The 21734-nt window shown below is 69.7% G+C and carries 20 protein-coding genes; 12 read left to right on the top strand and 8 right to left on the bottom strand.

Annotated features, from left to right (window positions below):
- Positions 1-29 precede the first annotated feature (29 nt).
- The 3 genes from QHF89_RS27825 to QHF89_RS27835 all read right to left on the bottom strand — a co-directional run bounded on the left by QHF89_RS27825 (position 30) and on the right by QHF89_RS27835 (position 4226).
- Positions 30-281, bottom strand: coding sequence for a glutaredoxin family protein (locus QHF89_RS27825; RefSeq protein ID WP_136926875.1), 252 nt, complete (start codon positions 279-281; stop codon positions 30-32).
- A complete protein-coding gene (locus QHF89_RS27830) occupies positions 278-1759 on the bottom strand; it encodes a B12-binding domain-containing radical SAM protein (RefSeq protein ID WP_136966582.1) in 1482 nt (493 codons plus the stop codon). Before QHF89_RS27830 ends, QHF89_RS27825 begins: the two co-directional genes overlap by 4 nt.
- Before the next feature lie 82 nt (positions 1760-1841).
- The gene (locus QHF89_RS27835; protein WP_284721010.1) at positions 1842-4226 is read right to left on the bottom strand and encodes a DNA internalization-related competence protein ComEC/Rec2; all 2385 of its coding nucleotides are present in this window, start codon (positions 4224-4226) and stop codon (positions 1842-1844) included.
- Between the two features lie 346 nt (positions 4227-4572).
- On the opposite strand from QHF89_RS27835, the gene QHF89_RS27840 reads away from it, so the two are divergent.
- From QHF89_RS27840 to QHF89_RS27865, 6 genes are all read left to right on the top strand, one after another.
- Complete coding sequence (locus QHF89_RS27840; protein WP_284721011.1) at positions 4573-5760, top strand: S1 family peptidase; 1188 nt, start codon at positions 4573-4575, stop codon at positions 5758-5760.
- A complete protein-coding gene (locus QHF89_RS27845; RefSeq protein WP_284721012.1) occupies positions 5757-6614 on the top strand; it encodes an ABC transporter substrate-binding protein in 858 nt (285 codons plus the stop codon). Before QHF89_RS27840 ends, QHF89_RS27845 begins: the two co-directional genes overlap by 4 nt.
- Positions 6611-7372 carry a TlyA family RNA methyltransferase gene (locus QHF89_RS27850; RefSeq protein ID WP_136926880.1) on the top strand — a complete coding sequence of 254 codons (762 nt, stop codon included), beginning with the start codon at positions 6611-6613 and terminating at the stop codon, positions 7370-7372. Before QHF89_RS27845 ends, QHF89_RS27850 begins: the two co-directional genes overlap by 4 nt.
- A 110-nt stretch (positions 7373-7482) precedes the next feature.
- Positions 7483-8691 (top strand): ABC transporter substrate-binding protein, encoded by a 1209-nt coding sequence (locus QHF89_RS27855; protein WP_136966578.1) that lies wholly within the window; start codon positions 7483-7485, stop codon positions 8689-8691.
- 27 nt (positions 8692-8718) lie between these two features.
- Positions 8719-9600: a branched-chain amino acid ABC transporter permease gene (locus QHF89_RS27860; RefSeq protein WP_136927177.1), complete on the top strand. Its 882-nt coding sequence runs from the start codon at positions 8719-8721 to the stop codon at positions 9598-9600.
- Between the two features lie 49 nt (positions 9601-9649).
- Positions 9650-10228 carry a hypothetical protein gene (locus tag QHF89_RS27865; protein WP_136926882.1) on the top strand — a complete coding sequence of 193 codons (579 nt, stop codon included), beginning with the start codon at positions 9650-9652 and terminating at the stop codon, positions 10226-10228.
- Positions 10229-10284: 56 nt separating this feature from the next.
- On the opposite strand, the gene sdhB is transcribed toward QHF89_RS27865, so the two are convergent.
- The 3 genes from sdhB to QHF89_RS27880 are packed head-to-tail and all read right to left on the bottom strand — an operon-like array spanning position 10285 to position 13906.
- Positions 10285-11070: a succinate dehydrogenase iron-sulfur subunit gene (gene sdhB, locus QHF89_RS27870; RefSeq protein ID WP_136966577.1), complete on the bottom strand. Its 786-nt coding sequence runs from the start codon at positions 11068-11070 to the stop codon at positions 10285-10287.
- A gap of 2 nt (positions 11071-11072) precedes the next feature.
- Positions 11073-13109, bottom strand: coding sequence for a succinate dehydrogenase flavoprotein subunit (gene sdhA / locus QHF89_RS27875; RefSeq protein ID WP_136966576.1), 2037 nt, complete (start codon positions 13107-13109; stop codon positions 11073-11075).
- An 11-nt stretch (positions 13110-13120) separates the two neighbouring features.
- Entirely contained in the window at positions 13121-13906 is a 786-nt protein-coding gene (locus QHF89_RS27880; protein ID WP_136926885.1) for a succinate dehydrogenase/fumarate reductase transmembrane subunit, read from the bottom strand.
- Positions 13907-13968: 62 nt separating this feature from the next.
- Here QHF89_RS27880 and QHF89_RS27885 point away from each other — a divergent pair, with 62 nt between their 5' ends.
- From QHF89_RS27885 to QHF89_RS27905, 5 genes are all read left to right on the top strand, one after another.
- Positions 13969-15750, top strand: coding sequence for a type 1 periplasmic-binding domain-containing protein (locus QHF89_RS27885; RefSeq protein WP_136966575.1), 1782 nt, complete (start codon positions 13969-13971; stop codon positions 15748-15750).
- A 139-nt stretch (positions 15751-15889) separates the two neighbouring features.
- On the top strand, positions 15890-17095 hold the full coding sequence (locus QHF89_RS27890; protein ID WP_136966574.1) for a hypothetical protein: 1206 nt from the start codon (positions 15890-15892) through the stop codon (positions 17093-17095).
- Between the two features lie 11 nt (positions 17096-17106).
- Positions 17107-17589, top strand: a complete 483-nt coding sequence (tsaE, locus tag QHF89_RS27895) for a tRNA (adenosine(37)-N6)-threonylcarbamoyltransferase complex ATPase subunit type 1 TsaE (RefSeq protein ID WP_284721013.1) — start codon at positions 17107-17109, stop codon at positions 17587-17589.
- Between the two features lie 35 nt (positions 17590-17624).
- A complete protein-coding gene (locus tag QHF89_RS27900; protein ID WP_136926898.1) occupies positions 17625-18416 on the top strand; it encodes an MlaE family ABC transporter permease in 792 nt (263 codons plus the stop codon).
- Positions 18417-18418: 2 nt separating this feature from the next.
- Positions 18419-19111, top strand: coding sequence for a class I SAM-dependent methyltransferase (locus tag QHF89_RS27905; protein WP_136966573.1), 693 nt, complete (start codon positions 18419-18421; stop codon positions 19109-19111).
- A 16-nt stretch (positions 19112-19127) separates the two neighbouring features.
- On the opposite strand, the gene QHF89_RS27910 is transcribed toward QHF89_RS27905, so the two are convergent.
- Positions 19128-19919, bottom strand: coding sequence for a hypothetical protein (locus QHF89_RS27910; protein WP_136966572.1), 792 nt, complete (start codon positions 19917-19919; stop codon positions 19128-19130).
- Positions 19920-19929: 10 nt separating this feature from the next.
- Entirely contained in the window at positions 19930-21273 is a 1344-nt protein-coding gene (locus QHF89_RS27915) for an eCIS core domain-containing protein (protein WP_284721015.1), read from the bottom strand.
- Between the two features lie 245 nt (positions 21274-21518).
- On the opposite strand from QHF89_RS27915, the gene QHF89_RS27920 reads away from it, so the two are divergent.
- The coding region (locus QHF89_RS27920; protein WP_284721014.1) for a hypothetical protein at positions 21519-21734 on the top strand (216 nt) is incomplete at its 3' end.

The raw sequence follows: 21734 nt of genomic DNA on the forward strand, positions 1-21734 counted from the left end.
AGCGCAAGGGCGCCCCTGCGCCCACTCGCTCACGCCTCGGACTCGCGGATCAACCGCAGGAGCCGCGCCTCGTCGACGCGGTGTTTCATGATCTTACGGCCGTCGAGCTCCAGGACGGGCACGTCCCAATCGTAGGCCGCGCGCTTTTCGGCCGGGGCCTCGTGGTCGAGGTCCACGACCAAAAGCTCGAAGGGCTCCGTGCTGCGCACCTGTTCGAGCGCCTCTTTGGCCACGTCGCAGAGGTGACATCGCTCCCGCGTGTACAGGGTGAGGGTCTTCATGCGCTCGCGACGATGGTAAGGCTCTTCTTCGGCTTCTTCGGGGTGAAGGCTTCGAACGCGCGCTTGTAGGCGGCGAAGGTGCCGCCGGCATGTACGGCGTCGAGCACCGCGCGGCCCTCGGCCTCGCCGCCCTGCGCGAGCACGGCCTCGACCCAGGCCCACTTCGCGCTCGTCGAGCGCACGTCGGCCCGGCCCTTGAGGCCACGACGCAGCCGTTCGAGACGCGCGTTCACCACGTCGATGCCCGCGAACGGCGCCTGCGCGAGCGGCGTGTTTCGCTTCGGGCAGAAGGGCGCGATGCCGAGGGCGATGGGGATTTGCTGCGAGAGCTGCGTGACGAAGCGGACGCACTCGTCCACGTCCACGTCCTCCTCGCCGGGCACGCCGATCATCAAGTAGAGCTTCATGCGCGGCATGCCGTGCTTGCGCGCCATCTCGGCGGCGCGCTCGAGGTGGCGGATGCGCGCGCGCCGGTCGAGGGTCTCGCGCACGCGCTCGCTCGTGCCGTCCATCGCGGTGGTGAGCGTGCGGTAGCCGGCCAGCTTGAGCGCGCCGACGAACTCGTCCGAGAGCTTGTCCGGGCGCAGGCTGGAGAGGCCGACCTCGCAGCCGCGCTCGGCGAGGGTGCGGACGATCTCCACGATCTTCGGATGATCGCTGACGGCGGCGCCGACGAGGCCGACGCGGCGCGCGTCCTCGGGGATGAGGCCGAGGATCTTGTCCTTGGGGACGATGCGCATGCCGCCGTTCGTCGAGCGGCGCATCACGCAGTAGGTGCAGCCGCGCGAGCAGCCGCGCTCGGTCTCGATCAAGAACATGTTCGAGAGCTCGGTGTCGGGCGTGCGGATCGGCGCCCACGCGGGGAGCAGCTCGTCGTCGCACTGCGCGATGCCGGGCATGGAGGCGCCGTGGCGCGCGGGGACGAAGACGTGCGGGGTCTTCGCGAGCGCGTCGAGCGCGGCCTCGCGGGAGGGCGTGTCGCGCAGGATGCGAAGCACGTCGACGGCGAGCGTGTCGGCTTCGCCCATGACGATCGCGTCGGCGAAGGCCGCGAGCGGCAGCGGGTTCGAGTTCGTCAGCGGGCCGCCCGCGAGGATGAAGGGATCACGAAACGAACGTTCCTCGCGGAGCGGCGCGATCCCCGAGGCTTCGAGCAGGCGGATGACGCCTGCGACCTCGAGCTCGTAGGCGACGCTCATGGCGATCACCGGGTAATCGCTGAGCGGGCGGAGCGACTCGTACGTGAGCGGGACGGCGCGTGGCCCGTGCTCGTCGTCGGGCAGGAAGGCGCGATCCGCGGCCATGTCGGGCTCGTTCTGGATCGACTTGTAGATCTGCAGGAAGCCGAGCGAGCTCATGCCCGTGCGGTAAGGCGACGGGTAGGCGAGCGCGATGCGCCAGGGCGCGTGTTTGTCGAGGCGGCCGACCTCCTCGGCGAGCCGCCGCCGGATGGTCGCCACGGTGACGTCACGTGACATTCGGGGAGAGACTCCTTCAGCAGGCTCGGTGGCGCAAGCGATCCCGGCCGATTTCCTCACGGAAACACCCGAGATCCCCGCGTCAGCGGGCGGAGGGGCGTGTGAGGTGTACGGCCTCGCCGTCGGTCTCCCAGACGATGTCGCCGCCCCGGTCGGTCCGGGCGATGGTGATGGCGCGGGCGCGCAGCGAGGCGAGGACGCCGGGGTCGGGGTGGCCGTAGCGGTTGCGCACGCCGGAGCAGACGAGGGCCACGCTCGGGCGCACGGCGTCGAGGAAGGGCGCCGTCGTGGAGGTGCGGCTGCCGTGGTGGCCGAGCTTGAGGAGATCGGCGCGGAGGGCGGCCGGGTTTTTCTCGATGAGCGAGCGTTCGGCCGCGGCCTCGGCGTCGCCAACGAGCAGCGCGGATCTTTGGCCGTAGGTGATGCGCAGAACGAAGGAGTTGTCGTTCGCGCTCTCGTCGGGGACGAACCCGGGGCAGGGGGCGAGGACTTCGATCGTCGCGCCGCCGATCACGTGTTTGCCGCAGAGCGTGTCGGGCCTACGAATCGGGATCTTTCGGTGACGCAGGTTCGCGAGCATCGAAGCGTACGTCGGTCCGGCGCCGTGGTCTTCGCCTTGGCCCGTGTCCCACAGCTCGCCGACCTCGATCGCGGGGAGCGTGGAGATGAGCCCGCCGAAGTGATCCGGGTGCGGGTGCGAGAGGACGACCACGTCGACGCGTTCCTTGCGAAGCGCGCGCAGCACGGGGAGCACGACACGTGTTCCCGTGTCGACAGGGCTTCCCATGAAGCCGCCGCCGTCGATGAGCATGGTTTTCCCATCGGGCAGATCGACGACGATCGAATCCCCCTGGCCCACGTCGAGCGTGCGGACGCGGAGCCGGCCTTGGGCGCTCCCCGCATGCGCGGCGCCCTGCTCCAGCACGAGGAGCGCAGCAAACCCGAGCGCGAGCGCGGCGCCGCGGCGAAGCGCGTCCTTCGCGAGGGCCGCGGCGAGCGCCGTGAGGGCCACGGCCGCGAGCTGCGAGGGCGTGGGCGGCGGGAAGGTGACGATCCCGCCGAGATCACTCGTCACGCGGGCGACCGCGCGCACCGCGATCAGCGCGCCCGAGCCGAGGAGCGCCGCGCCCCGCTCGACCGGAGGCGCCCATGCGAGTGTGGCGTGCAGGAGGCACACGGGCAGCGCCGCGAGCTCGCCGATCGGCGCGGCGACGAGGTTCGCGAGGATGCCGAGCAGCGACAAAGAAGGCGTCATCATCGCGAGGAACGGCGTGCAGCCGACCATCGCGGCGAGCGTCGTGGCGATCGGGCGCAGCACGGCGCGGACGAGCGCGGGGCCACGCACGAGGTAGTGCGCGATGGGTCGATCGAGCCCGAGCAGACCTGCCGTCGCCGCCGCGGACAGGACGAACGACGGGTCGCTGCCGACGAGCGGATCGAGGATCGCCGCGAGCAGGAGCGAGCCGCCGAAGGCACGCACGCCGCTCGGGCGACGGCCGAGCGCGCGCACGAGCATCACCACGGAGAGCATGCCGGCGGCGCGCAACGCCGAGCCGCTGCCGCCTGCGAAGTCCGCATAAAGCCACGACGTGGGGATCGCGAGCGCCGCGGAGATGCGCCCGACGTCGAGGCGCGCCGAGAGCGGCGTGACGCGCAGGAGCAAGGCCCGCGCGGCGGCCGCGAGGCCCGCGACGGCGAGGACGAGGTGCGTGCCGGAGACCGCGAGCAGATGGGACAAACCGCTCCGGCGGAAGGCCTCGTTGTCGGCCTCGTGGAGATCCGTCTCGCCGAGGACGAGGGCGCGCGCGAGCGGCTCGGCCTCGGGGTGGAACGTCGCCTCGATGCGGCGGCGCACGTGGGCGCGGGCGCGATCGAGCCATGCGGGGATGCCCTGGCCGCGCGAGATACGTTCGAGATCGACGATGCCTCCCGACGCAGCGACGCCGCTCCGCGCGATGGAGGGGCGCGGGTCGGGCAGGCTCTCGTTCAGGAAGAGATGGACCGGGGCGAGGTCCGCCACGAGACGCACGTGATCGCCCCGCGCGAGATCCTCGGGCGCGCCGTGGAGCCTCGCGCGGAGCGGCCCTTCGAGCGGGCCACGTTCGCAGCCGCCCTGGACGAGCTCGACCTCGATGCGGGCCTCGCCGCGTTCTTCGCCTGGAGCCGCGGGTTCGCCGCGCTGCACCACCGGTGAGCGCAGCACGATCGCTTCCCCTTCGCAGCGGCCTGGAGGGCCGAGCGCCTCTGTCACGCGCGCATGCAGGGCCGCGGCCTCGTCGATCGCCGCGCGGGCCCGCAGCGCGCCGAGGGCGAGCACGAGCGCGAGGCCCACGAGCGCCCACCGTTCGAGGTGGCGGCGCAACAGGAAGAGCGAGATCACGGCCGCGAGCGCGGCGGGAAGCGGCGCGCGCGCCAGGGCGGAACCCGCGGCGAGCGCGAGCGCGGTGAGCAGCAGCTTGTCGGTCATGTACCGCGATGCAGCAATCGCCGGGCCGCCCATGAATCGGCCGGAATTCCGCGCGATCGCTCACCCGACACCCTGGCGCCGCCATGGCGGGCCCCGGCGGCCGCCACCTTGGCGAAGGTGCGTCGCACGCCCTCTCCCCCACGTCTTGCAATCGGATTGCAGGATTCCGCGCCGCGTAAAACTCTCGGATCACGCGGGCGTCGCACAGAGAACGCGTGCGCGTCCGGAGGCGCCTTTCTACAATGGCGCCTCCTTGCGCGTGCTCTCCCGATGCATCGTGGCGCACGCGCGTGCCGCTCCCTGGAGGTCGCTGATGGTCTCGTGTCCGCCCCGCGCTCGTTTTGCCTTGTTCCTTGGCGCTTTCGCGCTCGTCGCCGGCTGCGGCGACGTGTCGCAGCCGGCGCCTGAGGGCGCCGTTGCCGAGGCGGAGCTCGACATCAGCGGCGGCTATCCGGACGACAAAGACACCGCGGTCGTCGGGATTTACGCGACGAACCTCGGCGGTATCTGCACCGGCTCGCTCCTCGCGCCGAACCTCGTGCTCACGGCGCGCCACTGTGTCTCGGAGATCAACAACAACCAGGGCACCGTCGAGTGCGGCGTGACCAAGTTCTCCCCGCCCGCCGCGCCGAGCAGCTACCTCGTCACCACCGGGCCCGAGCTCTCGCAAGACCCCTCGGTGTACCGGGCCACCAAGGAGGTCGTGCTCCTGCCCGCCGGTGACGATTTCTGCGGCCAGGATCAGGCGATCCTGATCCTCGCGGAGAACATCCCCGAGGCAGAAGCGAAGCCCCTCGTGCCGCGCCTCGACGAGCCGCTCGTCACGGGCGAGAAGTACTCCGCGATCGGGTTCGGCGCGACGGACGGCGCGGGCAACGGTGCGGGCGCGCGTCGCCGCCGTGACGACCTCACCATCACCTGCGTCACCGAGGAGTGCCCGCAGGGTGCGGTCAAGACGACCGAGTGGATGGGCAACGCCGGCGTCTGCCAGGGCGACTCCGGCGGACCTGCGATCGACCTGAAGAACCGCGTCATCGGCGTGACCTCGCGCGGCGGCTTCAACTGCTCGACCCCGATCTACGGCTACGTGAAGGCCTGGGATCAGTGGATCAAGGACACGGCGATCAAGGCCGCGGAGATGGGCGGTTATCCCGTGCCCGCGTGGGCGAACGGCGCGCCGACGAACCCCGACTACACGTACACGCCCGGCGACGCCTGCAATGAGCCCTCGGACTGTGCCTCGGGCCGCTGCGTGAACGACGGCAAGGAGCAGTACTGCACGCGCCTCTGCAACGAGAAGGCGCCCTGCCCCGAAGGCTGGTACTGCGATGCCGACAGCAACGGCCAGGGCGTCTGCTTCAAGGACGAAGGGTCGTCGGGCGCCGGCTGGGGCCAGGAAGAGTCGCCCGGCCCCGACCTCTCGAACGACAGCTCCTGCAGCGTGAACGCCGATCCGACGAAGCCCGTGCCCTGGCGCGGTGGCGTCTTCGCGCTCGCGCTCGTCGCGCTTGGTCTGCGGCGCCGCACGCGGTGAAGCGCCGCTCGTTCACCCTCGCGCTCGTCGCGCTCGCCTCCTCCGCGTGCTCGCGGGGCTCCGGTCCGAACAAACCCCTGCGCGTCGTCTCGCTCTCGCCGAGCACGACGGAGACGATGTTCGCGATCGGCGCCGGAGGCCTGCTCGTCGGGCGCTCGCGGTACTGCGACTACCCGAAGGAGGCCGAGGCGCTGCCCGTCGTCGGCGGCTACGCCGACCCGAACGTCGAGGCGATCGTCGCGCTCGCGCCCACGCTCGTCGTCGGCGCGCGTGGCCCCGCCGGGCCCGTGCTCGAAGAGGGGCTGCGCGCCCACGGCATCGACACGTATTTCCCCGAGACCGAGTCCCTCGACGGCATCACGAGCATGATCGTCGAGCTCGGTCGCCGCGTGGGCCACGAGGCCGAGGCGAAACAGGTCGCGCAGGGCATCGAGGAGAAACGGAACACGCTCGCCGCGCTCGTCGCGGGCAAACCCAAAAAGCGCGTGCTCTTCGTGTTCGACGTCTCGCCGATCGTCGTCGCCGGTCCGGGCAGTTTTCCCGATGAGCTCGTGCGCCTCGCGGGCGGCGAGAACGTCATCACCCGCGGCGGCGCGTACCCGACGATCGGCCTCGAGCACCTGCTCGCGCTCGATCCCGACGTCCTGCTCGACGGCGCCTCCGACATGCGCGCCACGAAGACGCTGCGCGAGCGCGTGGAGAACACGCCCGGCTGGCGTGAGCTCCGCGCCGTCCAGAAAGGCCAGATCCGCGTCGTCGGTTCAGACGTCTTGCGCCCCGGCCCCCGCATCGGTGATGGACTCTTCGCCGTCGCCCGCGCCATCCACGGCGACGACCTCGCGAAAGCCCCATGACCCGCTCGCCCGCCCGCGTTCGCGCCGATGCCCTCCTCGTCACCCTCGGCCTCGCCGAGACCCGCGCCCAAGCGCAGGCCCTCATCATGGCCGGCAAGGTCACGTGCAGCGACGCGCGCGTGGACAAACCCGGCGCGCTCGTCGCGCCCGACGCGCCTCTCCGCGTCGCCGCGCCGCCGCGCTTCGTCTCCCGCGGCGGCGACAAGCTCGACCACGCGCTCACGGCCTTCGCCGAGAAGGGCCTCGACGTCGCCGGCCGTCGTTGCCTCGACGTCGGCGCCTCCACGGGCGGCTTCACGGATTGCCTGCTCCAGCGCGGCGCCGCGCTCGTCGTGGCCGTCGACGTCGGCTACGGCCAGCTCGCCGAGAAGCTCCGCGCAGACCCGCGCGTCGACGTCCGCGAGCGGGTGAACGCGCGCGACCTTGGGCGCAGCGATCTCCCCGCGGGCGTCGACCTCGTCGTCGTCGACGCCTCGTTCATCGGCATCGGCAAGCTCATCGGTGCGATCGCGGCCTTGCTCGATCCGGGCGCGGACCTCGTCGCGCTCGTCAAGCCGCAGTTCGAGGCGGGAAAGGAGGCTGCCTCGCGGGGACGGGGCGTCATCCGGGATGAGGAGACGCGGCAGGCCGCGATCGCCGCGGCGCGTCGGGCCGTCGAGGAAGGCGGGTTCGAGGTCGTGGCCGAGGTCGACAGCGCGGTTCACGGCCCAAAAGGCAACGTGGAGCGGTTCGTCTGGGCGCGCCGCCGCGCCGGCTGATCCCGAGGCCGCGCGCGCTCGGGGCTGACGACATGCGGCGATGATGGTACTCATCGGCCCGGCATGGGGCATCGCGCGATTTCGCGGCCCTGACCGGCGAGGAGAGGTCGATGCTCGGACGACGGCGTTGGGTGAAGGCGATCGTGGCCCTCGGCGTGAGCGCGCTGGGGCTTTTCGCGTGCACCCCGAAGGACGCGCCTCAGAAGGAGGCCGCGGGCAAGGATCCGAGCGCCCCCGCGGCGGCCGAGCCCTGGAAGGTCGGCGCGTACCTGAGCCTGTCGGGCGCTGAGACGCAGTTCGGCATCGAGACCAAGGAAGGCATCGAGCTCGCGGTCGACGAGGTCAACAAGAAGGGCGGCGTGAAGGGCCGGCCCGTGAAGGTCTTCTACGAGGACAACAAGTCGAACCCGCAGGAGACGAACAACAAGGTCCTGCAGCTCGTCACGCGGGACAAGGTCGTGGCGTTGCTCGGCGAGGTCGCCTCCTCGCGCTCCACGATCGGGGGCATCGTCGCGAACAAGCACAAGATCCCGATGATCACGTCCTCGGCGACGGCGCCGGAGGTCACGCAGATCGGGCCCTTCGTCTTCCGCGTCTGCTTCACGGACGACACGCAGGGCCAGATGGGCGCCGAGTTCGTGGTGAAGACGATGGGCAAGAAGCGCATCGGGATCCTCTACGCCTCCGACGACGTCTACTCGTCGGGCCTCGCCACACAGTTCCGCGACGCGGCGAAGAAGCTCGGCGGCGAGATCGTCGTGGAGAAGAGCTTCATCAAGACCGAGACGAACTTCACGACGTACATCAACGAGATCCGCGACGCGAAGCCCGAGCTCGTCTACGCGCCGATCTACTACAACGCGATGGTCCCGATCGCGCGGCAGGCCAAGGCCGCGGGTATGCCGGGCAGCATGTTCGTCGGCGGCGACGGCTGGGACGCCGAGACGCTCCTCCAGGACGCGGGCGAGGAGATGGAGGGCGCGTACTTCACGAACCACTACGCGCCCGACGTCCCCTGGCCGAACGCGCAGGCCTTCTTGAAGGCCTACAAGGAGCGCTTCAAGCGGGATCCGTCGAGCCTCTCGTCGCTCGGCTACGACTCGGCGCAGCTCCTCTTCGACGCCATGGGCCGCGCCAAGGGCGACACGCCCGAGGCCATCCGCGACGCGATCGCTGAGACGAAGAACTTCGCCGGCGCGACGGGCACGATCTCGATCGACCCGAACCGCAACGCGGACAAATCCATCGTGATCGTCCAGATCAAGAACAAGAAGTTCACCTACTTTGCGGCGGTGAACGACAAGGCTCAAAAGCCCTGAGGCGCGAGGTCGAGTGATTCCATGGCCATGAAGATCCTCAACGCCCTGATCACGGGGCTCGCCCAGGGGTCGATGATCGCGCTCGTCGCCCTCGGCTACACGATGGTCTACGGCATCCTGAAGCTCATCAACTTCGCCCACAGCGAGGTGTTCATGATGGGCGCCTTCATCGGCTTCTTCGCCATCACGGCGCTCGGCGGCAAGGACGCGCCGGTCCTCGCCGGCGTCGGCGGGACGCTCGCCGCCATGGCCTTCGCGGGCCTGCTCGGCATGATCGTCGAGCGCATCGCCTACGCCCCGCTGCGCACGCGCGGCAAGGGCAAGGCGAACACCCGCGTCACCCCGCTCGTCACGGCGCTCGGCATGAGCGTGCTGCTCCAGAACCTCGCCCAGCTCCTCTTCACCGCGCAGTACCGCGGCTATCCGCAGCTCTTGCCGATCGAGGACACGCGCAAGGTCATCTTCATCGCGGCCTTCTCCGTGATGAGCGCGCTCTGGTTCGTCGTGCACAAGACCTGGATGGGCAAGGCGATGCGCGCGCTCAGCGTGAACATCGAGGCCGCGCGCCTCATGGGCATCCGCACGAGCCGCGTCATTTCGATCACGTTCATCACGGGCTCGGTCCTCGCCGCGCTCGGCGCCGTCCTCTACTGCCTCGATCAGTCGCAGGTCTACCCGACGATGGGCGTCGTCATCGGCAACCGCGCGTTCGTCGCGGCCGTCATCGGCGGCATCGGCAGCATCCCGGGCGCGATGCTCGGCGGCCTGCTCATCGGCATCATCGGCGAGATGACCAAGCTCACGGCGTACTCTGGCCTGCAGGATGTCCTGGTCTTCACCGCGCTGATCGCCGTTCTGCTCGTCAAGCCCACGGGCCTGCTCGGAAAGGCCTCGATCGAGAAGGTTTGATCGTGCCGGGCCCTGACCGACGGCCTGCTTGCGTACTATCCTTGGACCGATGATGCGGCGCTTGATCCTCGCCTCCGCCCTCTTCCTCGGCGCATGCGCGCCGGGCGCTCCGGCCAACTGGGCCCGCGGCGGCGCGATGCTCGACGTGCCCCGCGCTCGCTGGGTCGTCGGCGTCGCCGTCGTGGATGTCTTCCCCGACGGCCGCGTGATGCTGAACGACAGCCAGGAGATGACCGTCGACCGCGGCGGGCGCGTCTACGACCCGAACAACGACCCCGTCGCGCTGCTGGAGCCCGGCGGCAAGCTCGTCGGCCCCGGCGACAAGCTCCTCGGCAACGTCGGCATCCTCCACGCCTCGCAGGGCGACGACACGAACGCCTGGCTCAGCGTCATGCCCACGGGGGAGGTCGTCCGCTACGAGGACGACGGCGGACGCAGCTCGCTCGGCGTCTGGATCGGCTGCAACCAGACCTACCTGCAGCACCAGACGTGCACGCTCGTCAGCCATCTGCTCACGCCGCGCATCGTCGCCCAGACGCGCAACACGAACACGCTCATGCCGAACGGCCTGGGATATGGCCCCGGCGGCTACATGCCCGGCATGGGCTTCGGTTTGCCCTACCGCTGACCCTCTGAGCCCCCTCTCCCGCGAAGGAGAGGGGGTGGGGGGAGGGCGTCGCTCAGCTACTTGAGCAACCAGCCGAACAGCAGCCGCTTCGTCGCATCCCGCGACACCTGCGCGATCGAATCGACGAGCGGGATCTCCTTCGGACAAACTTCCACGCAGTTCTGCGACTTCCCGCAGTCCTGCACGCCGCCCTCGCCCATGACCGTCTCCAGCCGCGCGTTCTTATGCAGCGCGCCCGACGGGTGCATGTTGAAGAGCCGCACGAGGTTCAGCGCGAACGGCCCGACGAACTGCGTCGAATCGTTGTACTGCGGGCACGCCTCGACGCAGCACCCGCACGTCATGCAGCGCGACAGCGGATAGCGCTCCTGCTGCGCCTCGGGGCTTTCGCGTGGACCCGGGCCGAGCTCGTGCGTCCCGTCGATGTCGATCCACGCCTTGACCTTCTTCATGTCCTGGAACATGCGCTCGCGGTCGACGATGAGGTCCCGCACGAGCGGGAACTTCGTCATCGGCTCGACCTGGATCACCTCGCCGTTCGGCGCGATCTGGTCCACGAGCGCCGAGCAGGCCTGACGCACGCGCCCGTTGATCACCATCGTGCAGGCGCCGCAGACCTCTTCGAGGCACGACGACTCCCACACGACCGGCGCGACGTCTTTCCCGTCGACCGTGCGCGGCTCCTTCTGCACCTGCTGCAGCGCGCTGATGATGTTCATCTGCGGCAGGTAGGGGACCTTGAACTCCTCCCACCGCCGCGTCTCCGGAAGATCGGGGCTGTCCTGGCGCTTGACGCGCAGATGCACGAGACGCCCGGTGCCCTTCGTCGTGTCGTTCGCCATGGTCAAACGCTCTTCTGCTGCTCCGAGGCAGCGGGTTGCTGGATCTTCCCGGTCGCAGCGGCGCTCGCGGCGCCCGCCTGCTCGTACTTGCGCTCGCGCGGGGCGACGAGGCTCGCGTCGACGGCGTCCGTCACGTGGACCGACTGCCCGGCGCACGTGTAGTCGAACTCCCGCAGGTACTTCACGGCGCCCTTCTGCTCGTGCTTCGCGAGCGTCGTGCGCATCCAGTCCGGGTCGTTCCGCTTCGGGAACGCGGGCTTGTAGTGCGCGCCGCGCGACTCGTCGCGGTTCTTCGCGCCCTGCGCGATGACGCGGGCGAGCACCAGCATGTTCTCGAGGTGCCGCACGAACTGCGCGCCCTGGTTCGCGCGCTGCGAGCCGTCGGGGCTGGCGACCTTCTTCACCCGCTCGTCGAACTCCGAGATCTTCCCGAGCACCTGCTCCAGCGTCGCGTTGTCGCGCTCGATCGTCACGTCGCGCAGCATCATGTCGCCGAGCTCCTGGTGCAGCTTGTAGGGGTTCTCGGCGTCCTTCGCGTCCTGGTTCTGCTTGAGGATGCGCTCGTAGTCGTCCTGGCAGCGCTTCTCGGCCTTCTCGAAGGTCGACTTCGGCAGGTCGAACGCGCTCTTCGCGAGGCTCTTCTGGTAGCTCGCGACCGAGGGGCCCGTGACCATGCCGCCGTAGATGCACGAGAGCAGCGAGTTCGCGCCGAGCCGGTTCGCGCCGTGGTACTGGTACTCGACCTCGCCCACCGCGTAGAGCCCGGGGATGCTCGTCGCGTGGTTGCGCGGCGAGCCCGCCTTCAGCGATCCACGCGCGTCCTTCTCGAAGTCGACCCAGAGGCCGCCCATCGAGTAGTGCACGGCGGGGAAGACCTTCATCGGGTTGTGGTACGGGTCGGTCCCCGCGAACTTCTCGTAGATCTCGAGGATGCCGGCGAGCTTCGAGCGGAGGAACTTCTCGTCCTTGTGCGTGAGGTCGAGGTAGACCTCGTTCTCGTTGCGCCCGGTCTTCGGGTTGAAGACGCCGCGCTTCTCGTGGAAGCACGTCTTGAAGATCGCGCGGGACGCGATGTCGCGGGGCACGAGGTTGCCGTAGCCCGGGTACATGCGCTCCAGGACGTAGTCGCGCTCCTTCTCGGGGATCTCCTTGGGATTGCGCTGATCCTTCGCGTCCTTCGGCACCCACACGCGGCCGCCTTCGCCGCGCGCGCTCTCCGAGATGAGGCGGAGTTTGTCCGCGCCCGGGATCGCCGTCGGGTGCACCTGGATGAACTCGCCGTTCGCGTAGACTGCGCCCTGCTGGTAGACCGTCGAGGCGGCCGTCCCCGTGCAGATCACGCTCATCGTCGAGCGGCCGAAGACGATGCCGTTGCCCCCCGTGGCGAGCACGACGGCGTCGCCCTGGAAGTACTTGATCTGCATCGTCTTGAGGTCCTGCGCGATGCAGCCGACGCACGTGCCGTTGTCGTCGAGCACCGCTTGCAGGAAGTCCCAGAACTCGAACTTGCGGACCATCTTCTCGCCCGGGATCGACACGCCGTGCTCGTCGACGACGTCGGCGATCTCGTAGCGGCGCACCTGCTCGTCGAGGGCGTAGAGGAGCTGCTGCCCCGTCGTCGCGCCCGCGAACGCCGTGCGGTGGAAGAGCGTGCCGCCGAAGCGACGGAAGTCGAGCAGGCCCTCGGGCGTGCGGTTGAAGGGCACGCCCATGCGGTCGAGCATGAACACGATGCCCGGCGCTGCCTCGGCCATGCCCTTGACGGGCGGCTGGTTCGCCAGGAAGTCGCCGCCGTAGGCCGTCTCTTCGAGGTGGATCTGCGGGCTGTCGCCCTCGCCCTTCGTGTTGACGGAGGCGTTGATCCCGCCTTGCGCGCACACCGAGTGCGAGCGTTTCACCGGGACGAGCGAGATCAGGTCCACCGGGACCTTCGCCTCGCAGAGCTTGATCACCGTCATGAGGCCCGCGAGGCCTCCGCCGACGACGATCACCCTTCGGACCTTGCCCCCCTCGCTCCGGATCGTGCTTTTCGCAGCCATGCCTCAGAACCTCACTCGATGACCGGCCCGACGGAGGCGGGCTTCTGCGTTTGCTGGAGGATGTCGACGCACGTGCGCGCGTCCGAGCCCCCCTTCTTGCCGAAGATCATGTCCTGCACGCTCGACCCGGTGGCGAAGTAGATCGCCGTGTTCGCGCCGAGCAGGAAGATCGCGACGCCGAGCACCCCGAAGACGGCCGCGGCCATCTGCTGCGAGCGGCGCGACACCGTCACGCCCCACGAGAAGCAGAAGCCCCAGAGGCCGTTCGCGAAGTGGAAGACGCTCGCCGCGATGCCGAGCACGTAGAGCAGACCCACGACCGGGATGCCCTTCACCGTCGCCGACATGTTCTGGCAGAGCGCGGGATAGAACTGCTCGGGCGCGAGTTTGCCCGCGAGCTTCTTGCCCCAGTACTCGTAGAGGTGGAACGCGATGAACGCGAAGGCCAAGAGGCCCGTGACGCGCTGGAGCGTGAAGGCCCAGTTGCGCGTGGTCTTGTACTTCGAGACGTTGTACTTCGCGTCGAGCGCGAGCTTGACCCCGTACCCCGCGTGGAAAAGCAGGGGCAAGAGGATCAGCCCCCACTCCAGCACCGCGAGGTACGGCGTGTGCGTGATCTCTGCGACCGCCTTGTCGAAGGGCTCCTGTCCCTGGAGCGCCTTGGCGTTCGTCCACAGGTGAAACACCATGAACGCGCCGACGGGCGCGACGCCCGTCAGCGAGTGCAGCTTGCGCAGGAGAAACGCGCGGCGGTTCTGCGCGAAGAGTGATTGATCGGCGAGCGCTGCTTCGGACACGAATGCTCCTCGTCGTCTTGCGGGCGACCGGCGATGTATGGGACTCTAGCCAGGACGTCAAGGTGCCGCGATCTTTAGGTAACTCGCTCGGCCGCTGGCCCTGGGCGCTCGCAGGGTTCGGCCTGGCCGTCGCGTGCGCGGGGGCGTGTGGTGGATCGCGGAACGACGCCATCGCGCCGACGGTCCCGCTCTCGTCGTCGATCGAGGCGCAGACGGAGCTGCGGGGCATCGAGGCCTCGTTCGCGCAGTCGAGCCGCGCCGAACGCCAGGCCCTGGAAGACCGGCTGCTCGCCTTCCAGCAGCGCTTCCCCAAGGACGCGCTCGGCCCCGTGGCCGACGTCATGCTCGCCTGGATCGCGCTCGAACGCGGCGATCTCAGCCGCGCCACCGAGCTCTCGTCCCGCGCCGAGACGCAGACGAAATCCGTCGGCACGACCGCGGAGCTCGCCCGCATGATCCAGGGCGCCGCGCTCCGCCGCTCCGGCAAGGCCGAGGCGGCGCTGGGCAAGCTCTTGCCGCTGCTCGGCAAGCTCATCGACCCGCACGCCCGGACGTTCCTGAACGAAGAAGCGACCGCGAGCGCGATCGGCGCCAAGCACCACGGTCAGGCGATCGAGCTGATGCTCGTGTGGCTGCACGAGGCGTCGATCGAAGAGCGCGCCGAGGTGCGCTCGAAGCTCGCGGAGCTGCTCGCGAGCATCCCGCCGGCGTCGCTCGCGCCGATCCTCGAAGCGCGGCGCAAGCAGCACCCGGAGCCGCTGCACGAGGAGCTCGAGGTGCAGAAGACGCTCATCGAGCGGCTCTCGGATGCGGCGATCTCGGCGCGGGATCAACAACTCGCGCGGCGGCTGCTCGTCGCGGCGATGCCTCTGCTCGGGACGAGCGCCGACGAGATCGCCGAGCTCGCGGCGGGTGCGGGCGGCGCGCGGGTCGAGGCGCCGACGCTCGGCCTGGTGTTGCCCACGCGCAGCCTCGAAGCGCGGCGGCGCGGCACGCAGGTCGTCAGCGGCGTGATGTTCGGCCTCGGGCTGCCGGGTTCTGCGGCGCGGCTCGTGACGCGTGACGACCTCGGGCGCGACACGGGCATCGAGGACGCGCTCGAAGGGCTCGGCGCCGACGGCGCGGCGATCGTGATCGCGGGCGTCGATCGGGAGGAGGCCACGATCGCGGCGAAGTTCGCCGAGCGCGAGTCGATCCCGGTGGTGCTCTTGCATCCGCCTGCGCCGGACGTGGCCGACTCGGCGTTCGTGTTCGTGGTCGGCGAGGAGCCGGAGCGCGTGCGCAAGGCGCTCGTGGGAGCGCTGCCGTCGAAGGGGCAGGTCGTGTGGATCGGCGACAAGGGCAGCGTGGACATGGCGCGGGAGGAGGCGTTCGAGTGCACGCGCCTGCCGCCCTCATGGCGCGGCATCGGCGGCGTCGTGGTCTACGGGAGCTGCGTGTCCGACGTGCTGCTTTCGGTCTCCGGGTCGAGCGTGAAGGCCGCGGTGGGCCTCGACCTCGGCGGGGTGAGCTTGCCGAAGGGCACGTTCGCGGCGACGGCGGGGGCGTACCCGATCGATCCGCGGGCGCCGGGGCGGGAGTCGCTCGCGGCCTGGATGGGTGCGCATCCGGATCCGCCGAGCCTGTGGGCGGGGCTCGGGCGCGACGCGGCGGTGCTCGCGTGGGTCGGCGTGGAGGGGTTGCCCACGCAGGGGACACGGGACCCGAAGGAAGTGAAGCGCCGGCGGGAGCAGGCGGCGGCCGCGCTCGCGGCGGCGGAGCGGGATTTGTGGACGACCGAGGCAAAAGGGTTTGGCGGGGCGCGCAAGCTCGCGCGGACGATTGGGGTGCGCGAGGTGCGGTGAGCGGGATTCTTGCCGCGCCGCAATCACGAGGCTTCTCCTTCCTCGTCAATCGCATTCGCGCGTTCCGCGTCGTCGCCTTCCGCCCCCCGCACCTTCGTCCTCGCCCCCCCGCCCCAATCGCGGTACATCCATCCCTGGCATGCGTCTCCGCGCCCCCGCCTTTTTCCTTGTCCCCTTGCTCCTCCTTTCGGCGGCGCCTGCGCTCGCCGATCGTGTCGTCGTCCTGCCCTCGCAGGGCAGCGCGGCTCCGGCGGCGCGCCTCGGGTTCGATCAGGACATCATGCGGGGGGCGGCATCGCTGAGCCATTCCATCGCATCCGAGGTCGAGACCCAGGCCGCGCTCGTTCGCATCGCCGACGGCACCGCCGATACACCCGAGGAGTACGCCACCGTCGCCAATAGCCTCCGGGCGAACTGGATCCTCTCGGCCCGCGTCGAACCCGCAGCCACCACGACCCGCGTCGAGATCGCGGCCTACCTCGCCACCCTCGGCCGCGTCGAATCCGTCGCGCGCGACGTCGACCCGCAGAAACAAGCCGTCCAGATCCAGGAGATGCTCGCCGTCCTGATGCGCCCCGAAGGCGTCGGCGCCTCTGCCCTCCCCTGGGAGCAACCCCTTCCGCCGCCGCCGCCTCCGCCGCCCATCCCGCCGCCGCCGCCCCCGCCGCCGCAGCAGCCGCAGCTTCCGCCGTTCGGGACGCCGCAAACCCCCTGGAACATGGGGCAATTCATGCCGCCGCCGCCTCCGCCGCCCCCGCAGCCGGCGTCCAAGAACGAGGTCTCGATGAAGTACCTCGGCGGCTCCCGACAAACCGTTTGGCCTCCCTACGCCGCGGGCAAACCCGTCTTTCTGAGCGCGCTCATCGGCTTCTCTGCGGCCGCCTCCTCCGGGAGCCGCGCCACGGGTGGCGCCGGGGCGTTCGTCGGAGCGCTGCGCGGCGGCTACGCGATCGGCGAATCCGGGCTCGAGCTCTTCGCCGGCCTCGCGGGCAACCTCGCCGGACCCCCCGCCTTGTGGATCGACCTCGGCGGCCGATGGCTCTTCTCGCCCACCGTCAACACCGCGCCCGACGGCCGCAAGGAAGGTTTTTCCTTCCACGTCGGCCCGGAGCTCTTCCTCGGCCCCTTCGTCCGCCTTGGCAGCACCCTCACCGCGCCGAACGGCGTCATTTACGAGGGCCGCAGCACCGGGCATTTTTCCATCGGCGGCGCCCTCGACCTCGTCGTCGGCCTCTCGCCCGCGCTCCGCATCGACGCCCAGCTCGGCAACCTTCGCTTCGTCCCCACCGAGGACGGCACCCTCGTCCTCATGGGCGCCACCCTCGGCATGACGTACCGGTTCTGAAGCGAGGCGCCTTGGCCACGATCGTCCCGCTCCCCACGCGACGCGCCACGATTCGCCTCGCGCGGGCCGTCGCCGCCGCGCTTCGCCCGGGCGACCTCCTGATCCTCTCGGGGGACCTCGGCGCGGGCAAAACCTTCTTCACCCGCGCCCTCTGCCGCGCCCTCGGCGTCCCCTCGGCCGAGCCCATCACGAGCCCCACCTTCACCCTCGTCCACGAGCACGCGGGCAGCCTCCCGATCGCGCACGCGGACCTCTACCGCATCGGCGACGAGGAGGAGCTCGTGCAGCTTGGCCTCCGGGATCGGCGCGGCGAGGGCGCGGTCCTCGTCGTCGAGTGGGGCGCGCCGTATGCTGCGGCGCTTGGCGGGGATGCGCTTTTGATCACGTTCGAGGTCGCGGCGGACGGAGCGCGGCGGGCGCGGATCGAGGCGGAGGGGGGTCGGTCGGCGGCGCTCCTCGCGGCGGCTCTCGGGGGGCTCGGCACGTCGGCCTGACGGGCGCCGGACGGCCGTGATAAAGAGGTCCTCGCGTGGACGACTCCGAACCGAAGCTCTTGCAGCGGATCCTCGATCCCGTGCTCGGCTTCTTCGAGAACATCGGGACCACGGTGAGCCTCACGCTCCAGACCGTCGCCTGGCTCTTCCGCCCACCGTTTCGGGCGAGCCAGATGCTCGCCGCGATGGATTACATCGGCGTCCAGTCGATCTTCCTCGTCGGCCTGACGGGCCTCTTCAGCGGCATGGTCGTCGCGCTCCAGTCGGTCGCCGCGCTCAAGCAGTTCAGCGCCGAGGCGAACGTGGGCGGGATCGTGGCCGTCTCGCTCATGCGGGAGGTCTCGCCCGTCTTCTCGGCGCTCATGATCACCGCGCGGGCGGGCAGCGCCATGGCGGCCGAACTCGGGAACATGCGCGTCACCGAGCAGATCGACGCGATTACCACGATGGGCGTGAGCCCGGTCCAGTATCTCCTTTCGCCGCGCCTGCTCGCGGGCGTCACGATGGGCCCGCTCATGTGCATGCTCTATTCGACCATCGGCATGATCGGCTGCTACATCGTGGCCGTCGCGTGGCTCGGCGGCGATTGGGGTTTTTTCCTGCGCAGCGTCCACGACTTCGCCCGCCCGCGTGACCTCTTCATGGGCCTCGTGAAGGGCGCGATTTTCGGCTTTTTGATCGCCTCGATCGCCTGCCGACACGGCTTTTTCGCCTCGGGCGGCGCGCGCGGCGTGGGCATGGCGACCACGCGCGCCGTCGTGGAGAGCTGCGTGGCGATCCTCGTGGCCAATTATATTCTCACGCAGGTCATGCTGGGAGACATCTAGGGATGGCGCGTCCGCACGAGCACACGCCCGAGGGCCTCGACGTCGAGGCGCTGAACGACAAACTCGCCCGCGAGCACCCGATCGACGCCTATTACGAGCGCTCGATCCTGCCGATCCGCCTGATCGAAAAGGGCCGCCTCTCCATCATCCGCCGCTTCGTGGGCCCCGCGGACGGCCTCGACCTCGCCGAGATCGGCTCCGGCGGCGGCCACGTCCTGCGCATGTTCCCGCGCGCTCGTATCACGGCGATCGACGTCTCCGACGTCTTCCTCGACACGGCCCGGAAAAACCTCGCCGGCTACGACGCGCGATTCTTGAAGGGCGAGGTCGACAAGATGGACCTGCCGCCGCGCTCTTTCGACCGCATCATCTGCACCGAGGTCCTCGAGCATTGTGTCGACCCGCGGGCGATCCTCGGGGCGATCGCGCGCCTCTTGCGGCCCGAGGGCGCGGCGGTGATCACGATCCCGAACGACCCGCTCATCCTCGGCTTGAAGGGCTTCGTCCGGCGCACGCCCGTCGGCTGGGCGCTACGCGATCGCATCGAATGGGGCGGCGACCGGTACCACCTGCATACGTGGACCCCCGGCGAATTCGGCCGCTTGCTCGAAGGGTTTTTCCGCGTCACCCACCGCGCCTCGTCGCCGTCCGATCTGCTGCCGATCCGGGCGTGTTTTCGGTGCGTGCTTCCGTGAGGATGCGAGACAGCGCTCAGGGCCACGCGGGATCGGGAAGCCCGATACGCTCGGCTTGGCGCCGCGCCCAGCTCATCAGTGCTTCCTGCTCGGCCGGAGCGAGGTTGCGCTCCCATCCCTGCAAGACCCGACGCGTCGCCGCCTGAGAGAGGATGACCTTCACGAGGTCGGCTGACGCATCGACGACCCCGATCCTCTCCCCGTCTCCGGCGCCGTACGCCGCTCTTGCTTCGAGCCAAGCCTCCCACGCCGTCGCGCTCGGCTCGGCTGCGGCCTGCACGCGCCGGCGTAGCTCCCGGCCCGCTTTGGGATCGACGCCTGCCTGCACGAGGGCGCAGATTCGTTCGAGCAGCGCGGCGGGAAGGTCCGGCGGCACGGTGAGGCCCTCGTTGGTGGTGGTCCCGCAAAGCCGACCGAACAGGTGATCCCAGGTGGTGAGCGCATTCGAGGCATGCTCGTCCACGACGTGGAGGACACACCAGACGCGCAGCGCCGCCGCGCTCGCCGTGTCGAGCTCTGCCCCGACGTCCTGGAAATACCGCTCCAATCGTTCCCGCTCTTCGAAGAGCCGGCGCTCGCTGGGCGGCGCCCCGGAGCCTTTCTCGGCCGCGGCCCGCTCCTCGACGTAACGCCGCGAAAGGCGCGCCGTCGGCTCCGGCGCGAGGGTCAACGCCGGCGGCAGACCCATGGCCTCGAAAAAAGGCCACCAGCGCTCCATGCCGAGCACCGACAGCGCTTGCTCCCAATCGATGAGGTTTCGCGCCGTGACCGGGAGTGTCGTCTCCCGTTGCTCCCACTCGTCCGACATGTGAACGCTCCTATTCGCTGATCAACCAGCCAATCACGGCTCCCAGGGTCGTCCCCACCGCTGCGCCTGCCCAGGCGCCCGCCTTCGCCCCGGCGACTCCGCCCGCCGCGCCTCCGCCGACTGTACCGAACCCTGGGGCTACCAGCGTGCCGCCGCTACCTCCCAAAATGGCACCCGCACCAGCGCCGAGGACCGCCCCGACTCCTGCACCGATCAGCCCGCCCGCCGCTGCTGCGCCGAGCTTCGCGCTTCCCGGCGCCGTCCACGGCTTCGGCTTCGGCGCCGGCTTCGGCGCCGGATCGGGGATCGGCTCTTTCACCCATTCCCAGGCCTCCTTCGGCACGCGGAAAGGCGTGTCGTTGCAATCATCGTCTTTCCATGCGTCGAGCAGGTTCTTGAGCCGGCGCTGGAGGTTCCTGAATTTCTCCTGATGCCCCTCGACCGATCCGATGTTGTGTCCATCGATGATCAACGGGTTGCTCTTGGACCAGTTGTTGAACTGGAGGTTGTACTCGTCATCGACGATCCCCTGCCACAGCGCCTTCAGCGCCGTGATCACCTCCCAGATCTTCCTGAGCAAGTCCTTGCAAAGATCATTGTTGTTCGGTGCGGGTGTCGTCTGTCGCTGAATCTGGTGTTCGCCGAGGCCGCGCTGCTGCACCACGTGCGTGAGCTCGTGGGCCATGAGCCGCTTCCCATCGGCCGTTGCCGGTGCATACTCGCCCTCTCCGAACACGATATTGCGCCCGACGGTATATGCCCGTGCCTTTACCGCGCGCGCGGCGCTCGCGGCTTGGCTGTCGGTATGAATTCGAACCCGGCCGAAATCGTACCCGAAGCGCGGCTCGAAGAAGGAACGGACGTCGCGGGGAAGCGGCGCGCCCCCCCGTCCCGCGCCCCGCAGAGCAGCTCCGACGTCCAGCGAGCCTTCGGTGGTCGCCGAAGGCTCATGCTTGGCCTGGATCGTCGCCTTCTCCTCCTCTTCGCACGACGCACATTTGCGCTGCACCCTTTGCGGCGCAGCGCCGATGGCCGCCGGTTCAGCCATGCGCATCACCTCATCGGCCACATGGTCCGCCTCGCGCTCGTACGCGTCGCCCGGCGTGCTGATGCCAGGCTTGCGTTGGATCGGCGGCGCCGTGATGGGGATGCGCGCGCCTGTCGACGATTCCGCGCCCTCCGCGCGGCTCGGAGCGCTTGATGGGGACAGGGGTATTTCGAGGAGAGAGCGTCGCCACGCAGCGACCGGCAGCGGAGCAAGAGGCTCGTTGGGCTCCAAAAGCGAGGATCGATGCCGTATGGGCTTCGGGATCAGCGGAAGCGTTTCGGGAGTTTGTTCTTTGCGAGCGAGCATGAACACGAGAGCCTCCCTTCATGAAGGAATGTCAGCCTACATCAAAATCGAGCTGGCGACATCGATATTTCGACGCTTGGGCGCGGCGCGCGGCATGCTTCGCGCGGCGGGCAACCGTGTCCTTCACTCATCACGTCTCGTCGCCATCCCATCTGCTCCCGATCCGGGTGTGTTTTCGTCGTGTGCTCCGGTAGCAAAAGGATTCACCCTTCTCGCCGCGCGTCGTCGCCGCTAGAATCCTGTCCATGCTGAAACGCGCGCTTTCTTTGGGTTTGATCACCACCACCCTCCTCCTCGCCGCTTGCAGCGACGGAGGCTCGAACACGACGGGCTCCGGCGCCGGCGGCAGCGGCGCCGCGGGCGGCACCGGGGGCACCGGCGGAATGGGCGGGGCCGGCGGCACCGGCGGCACCGGCGGCGACGGCGGCATGGGCGGGGCCGGCGGCATGGGCGGGGCCGGC

This window comes from Polyangium sorediatum, assembly GCF_029946465.1.
Taxonomy (GTDB): Bacteria; Myxococcota_A; Polyangia; order Polyangiales; family Polyangiaceae; genus Polyangium; species Polyangium fumosum.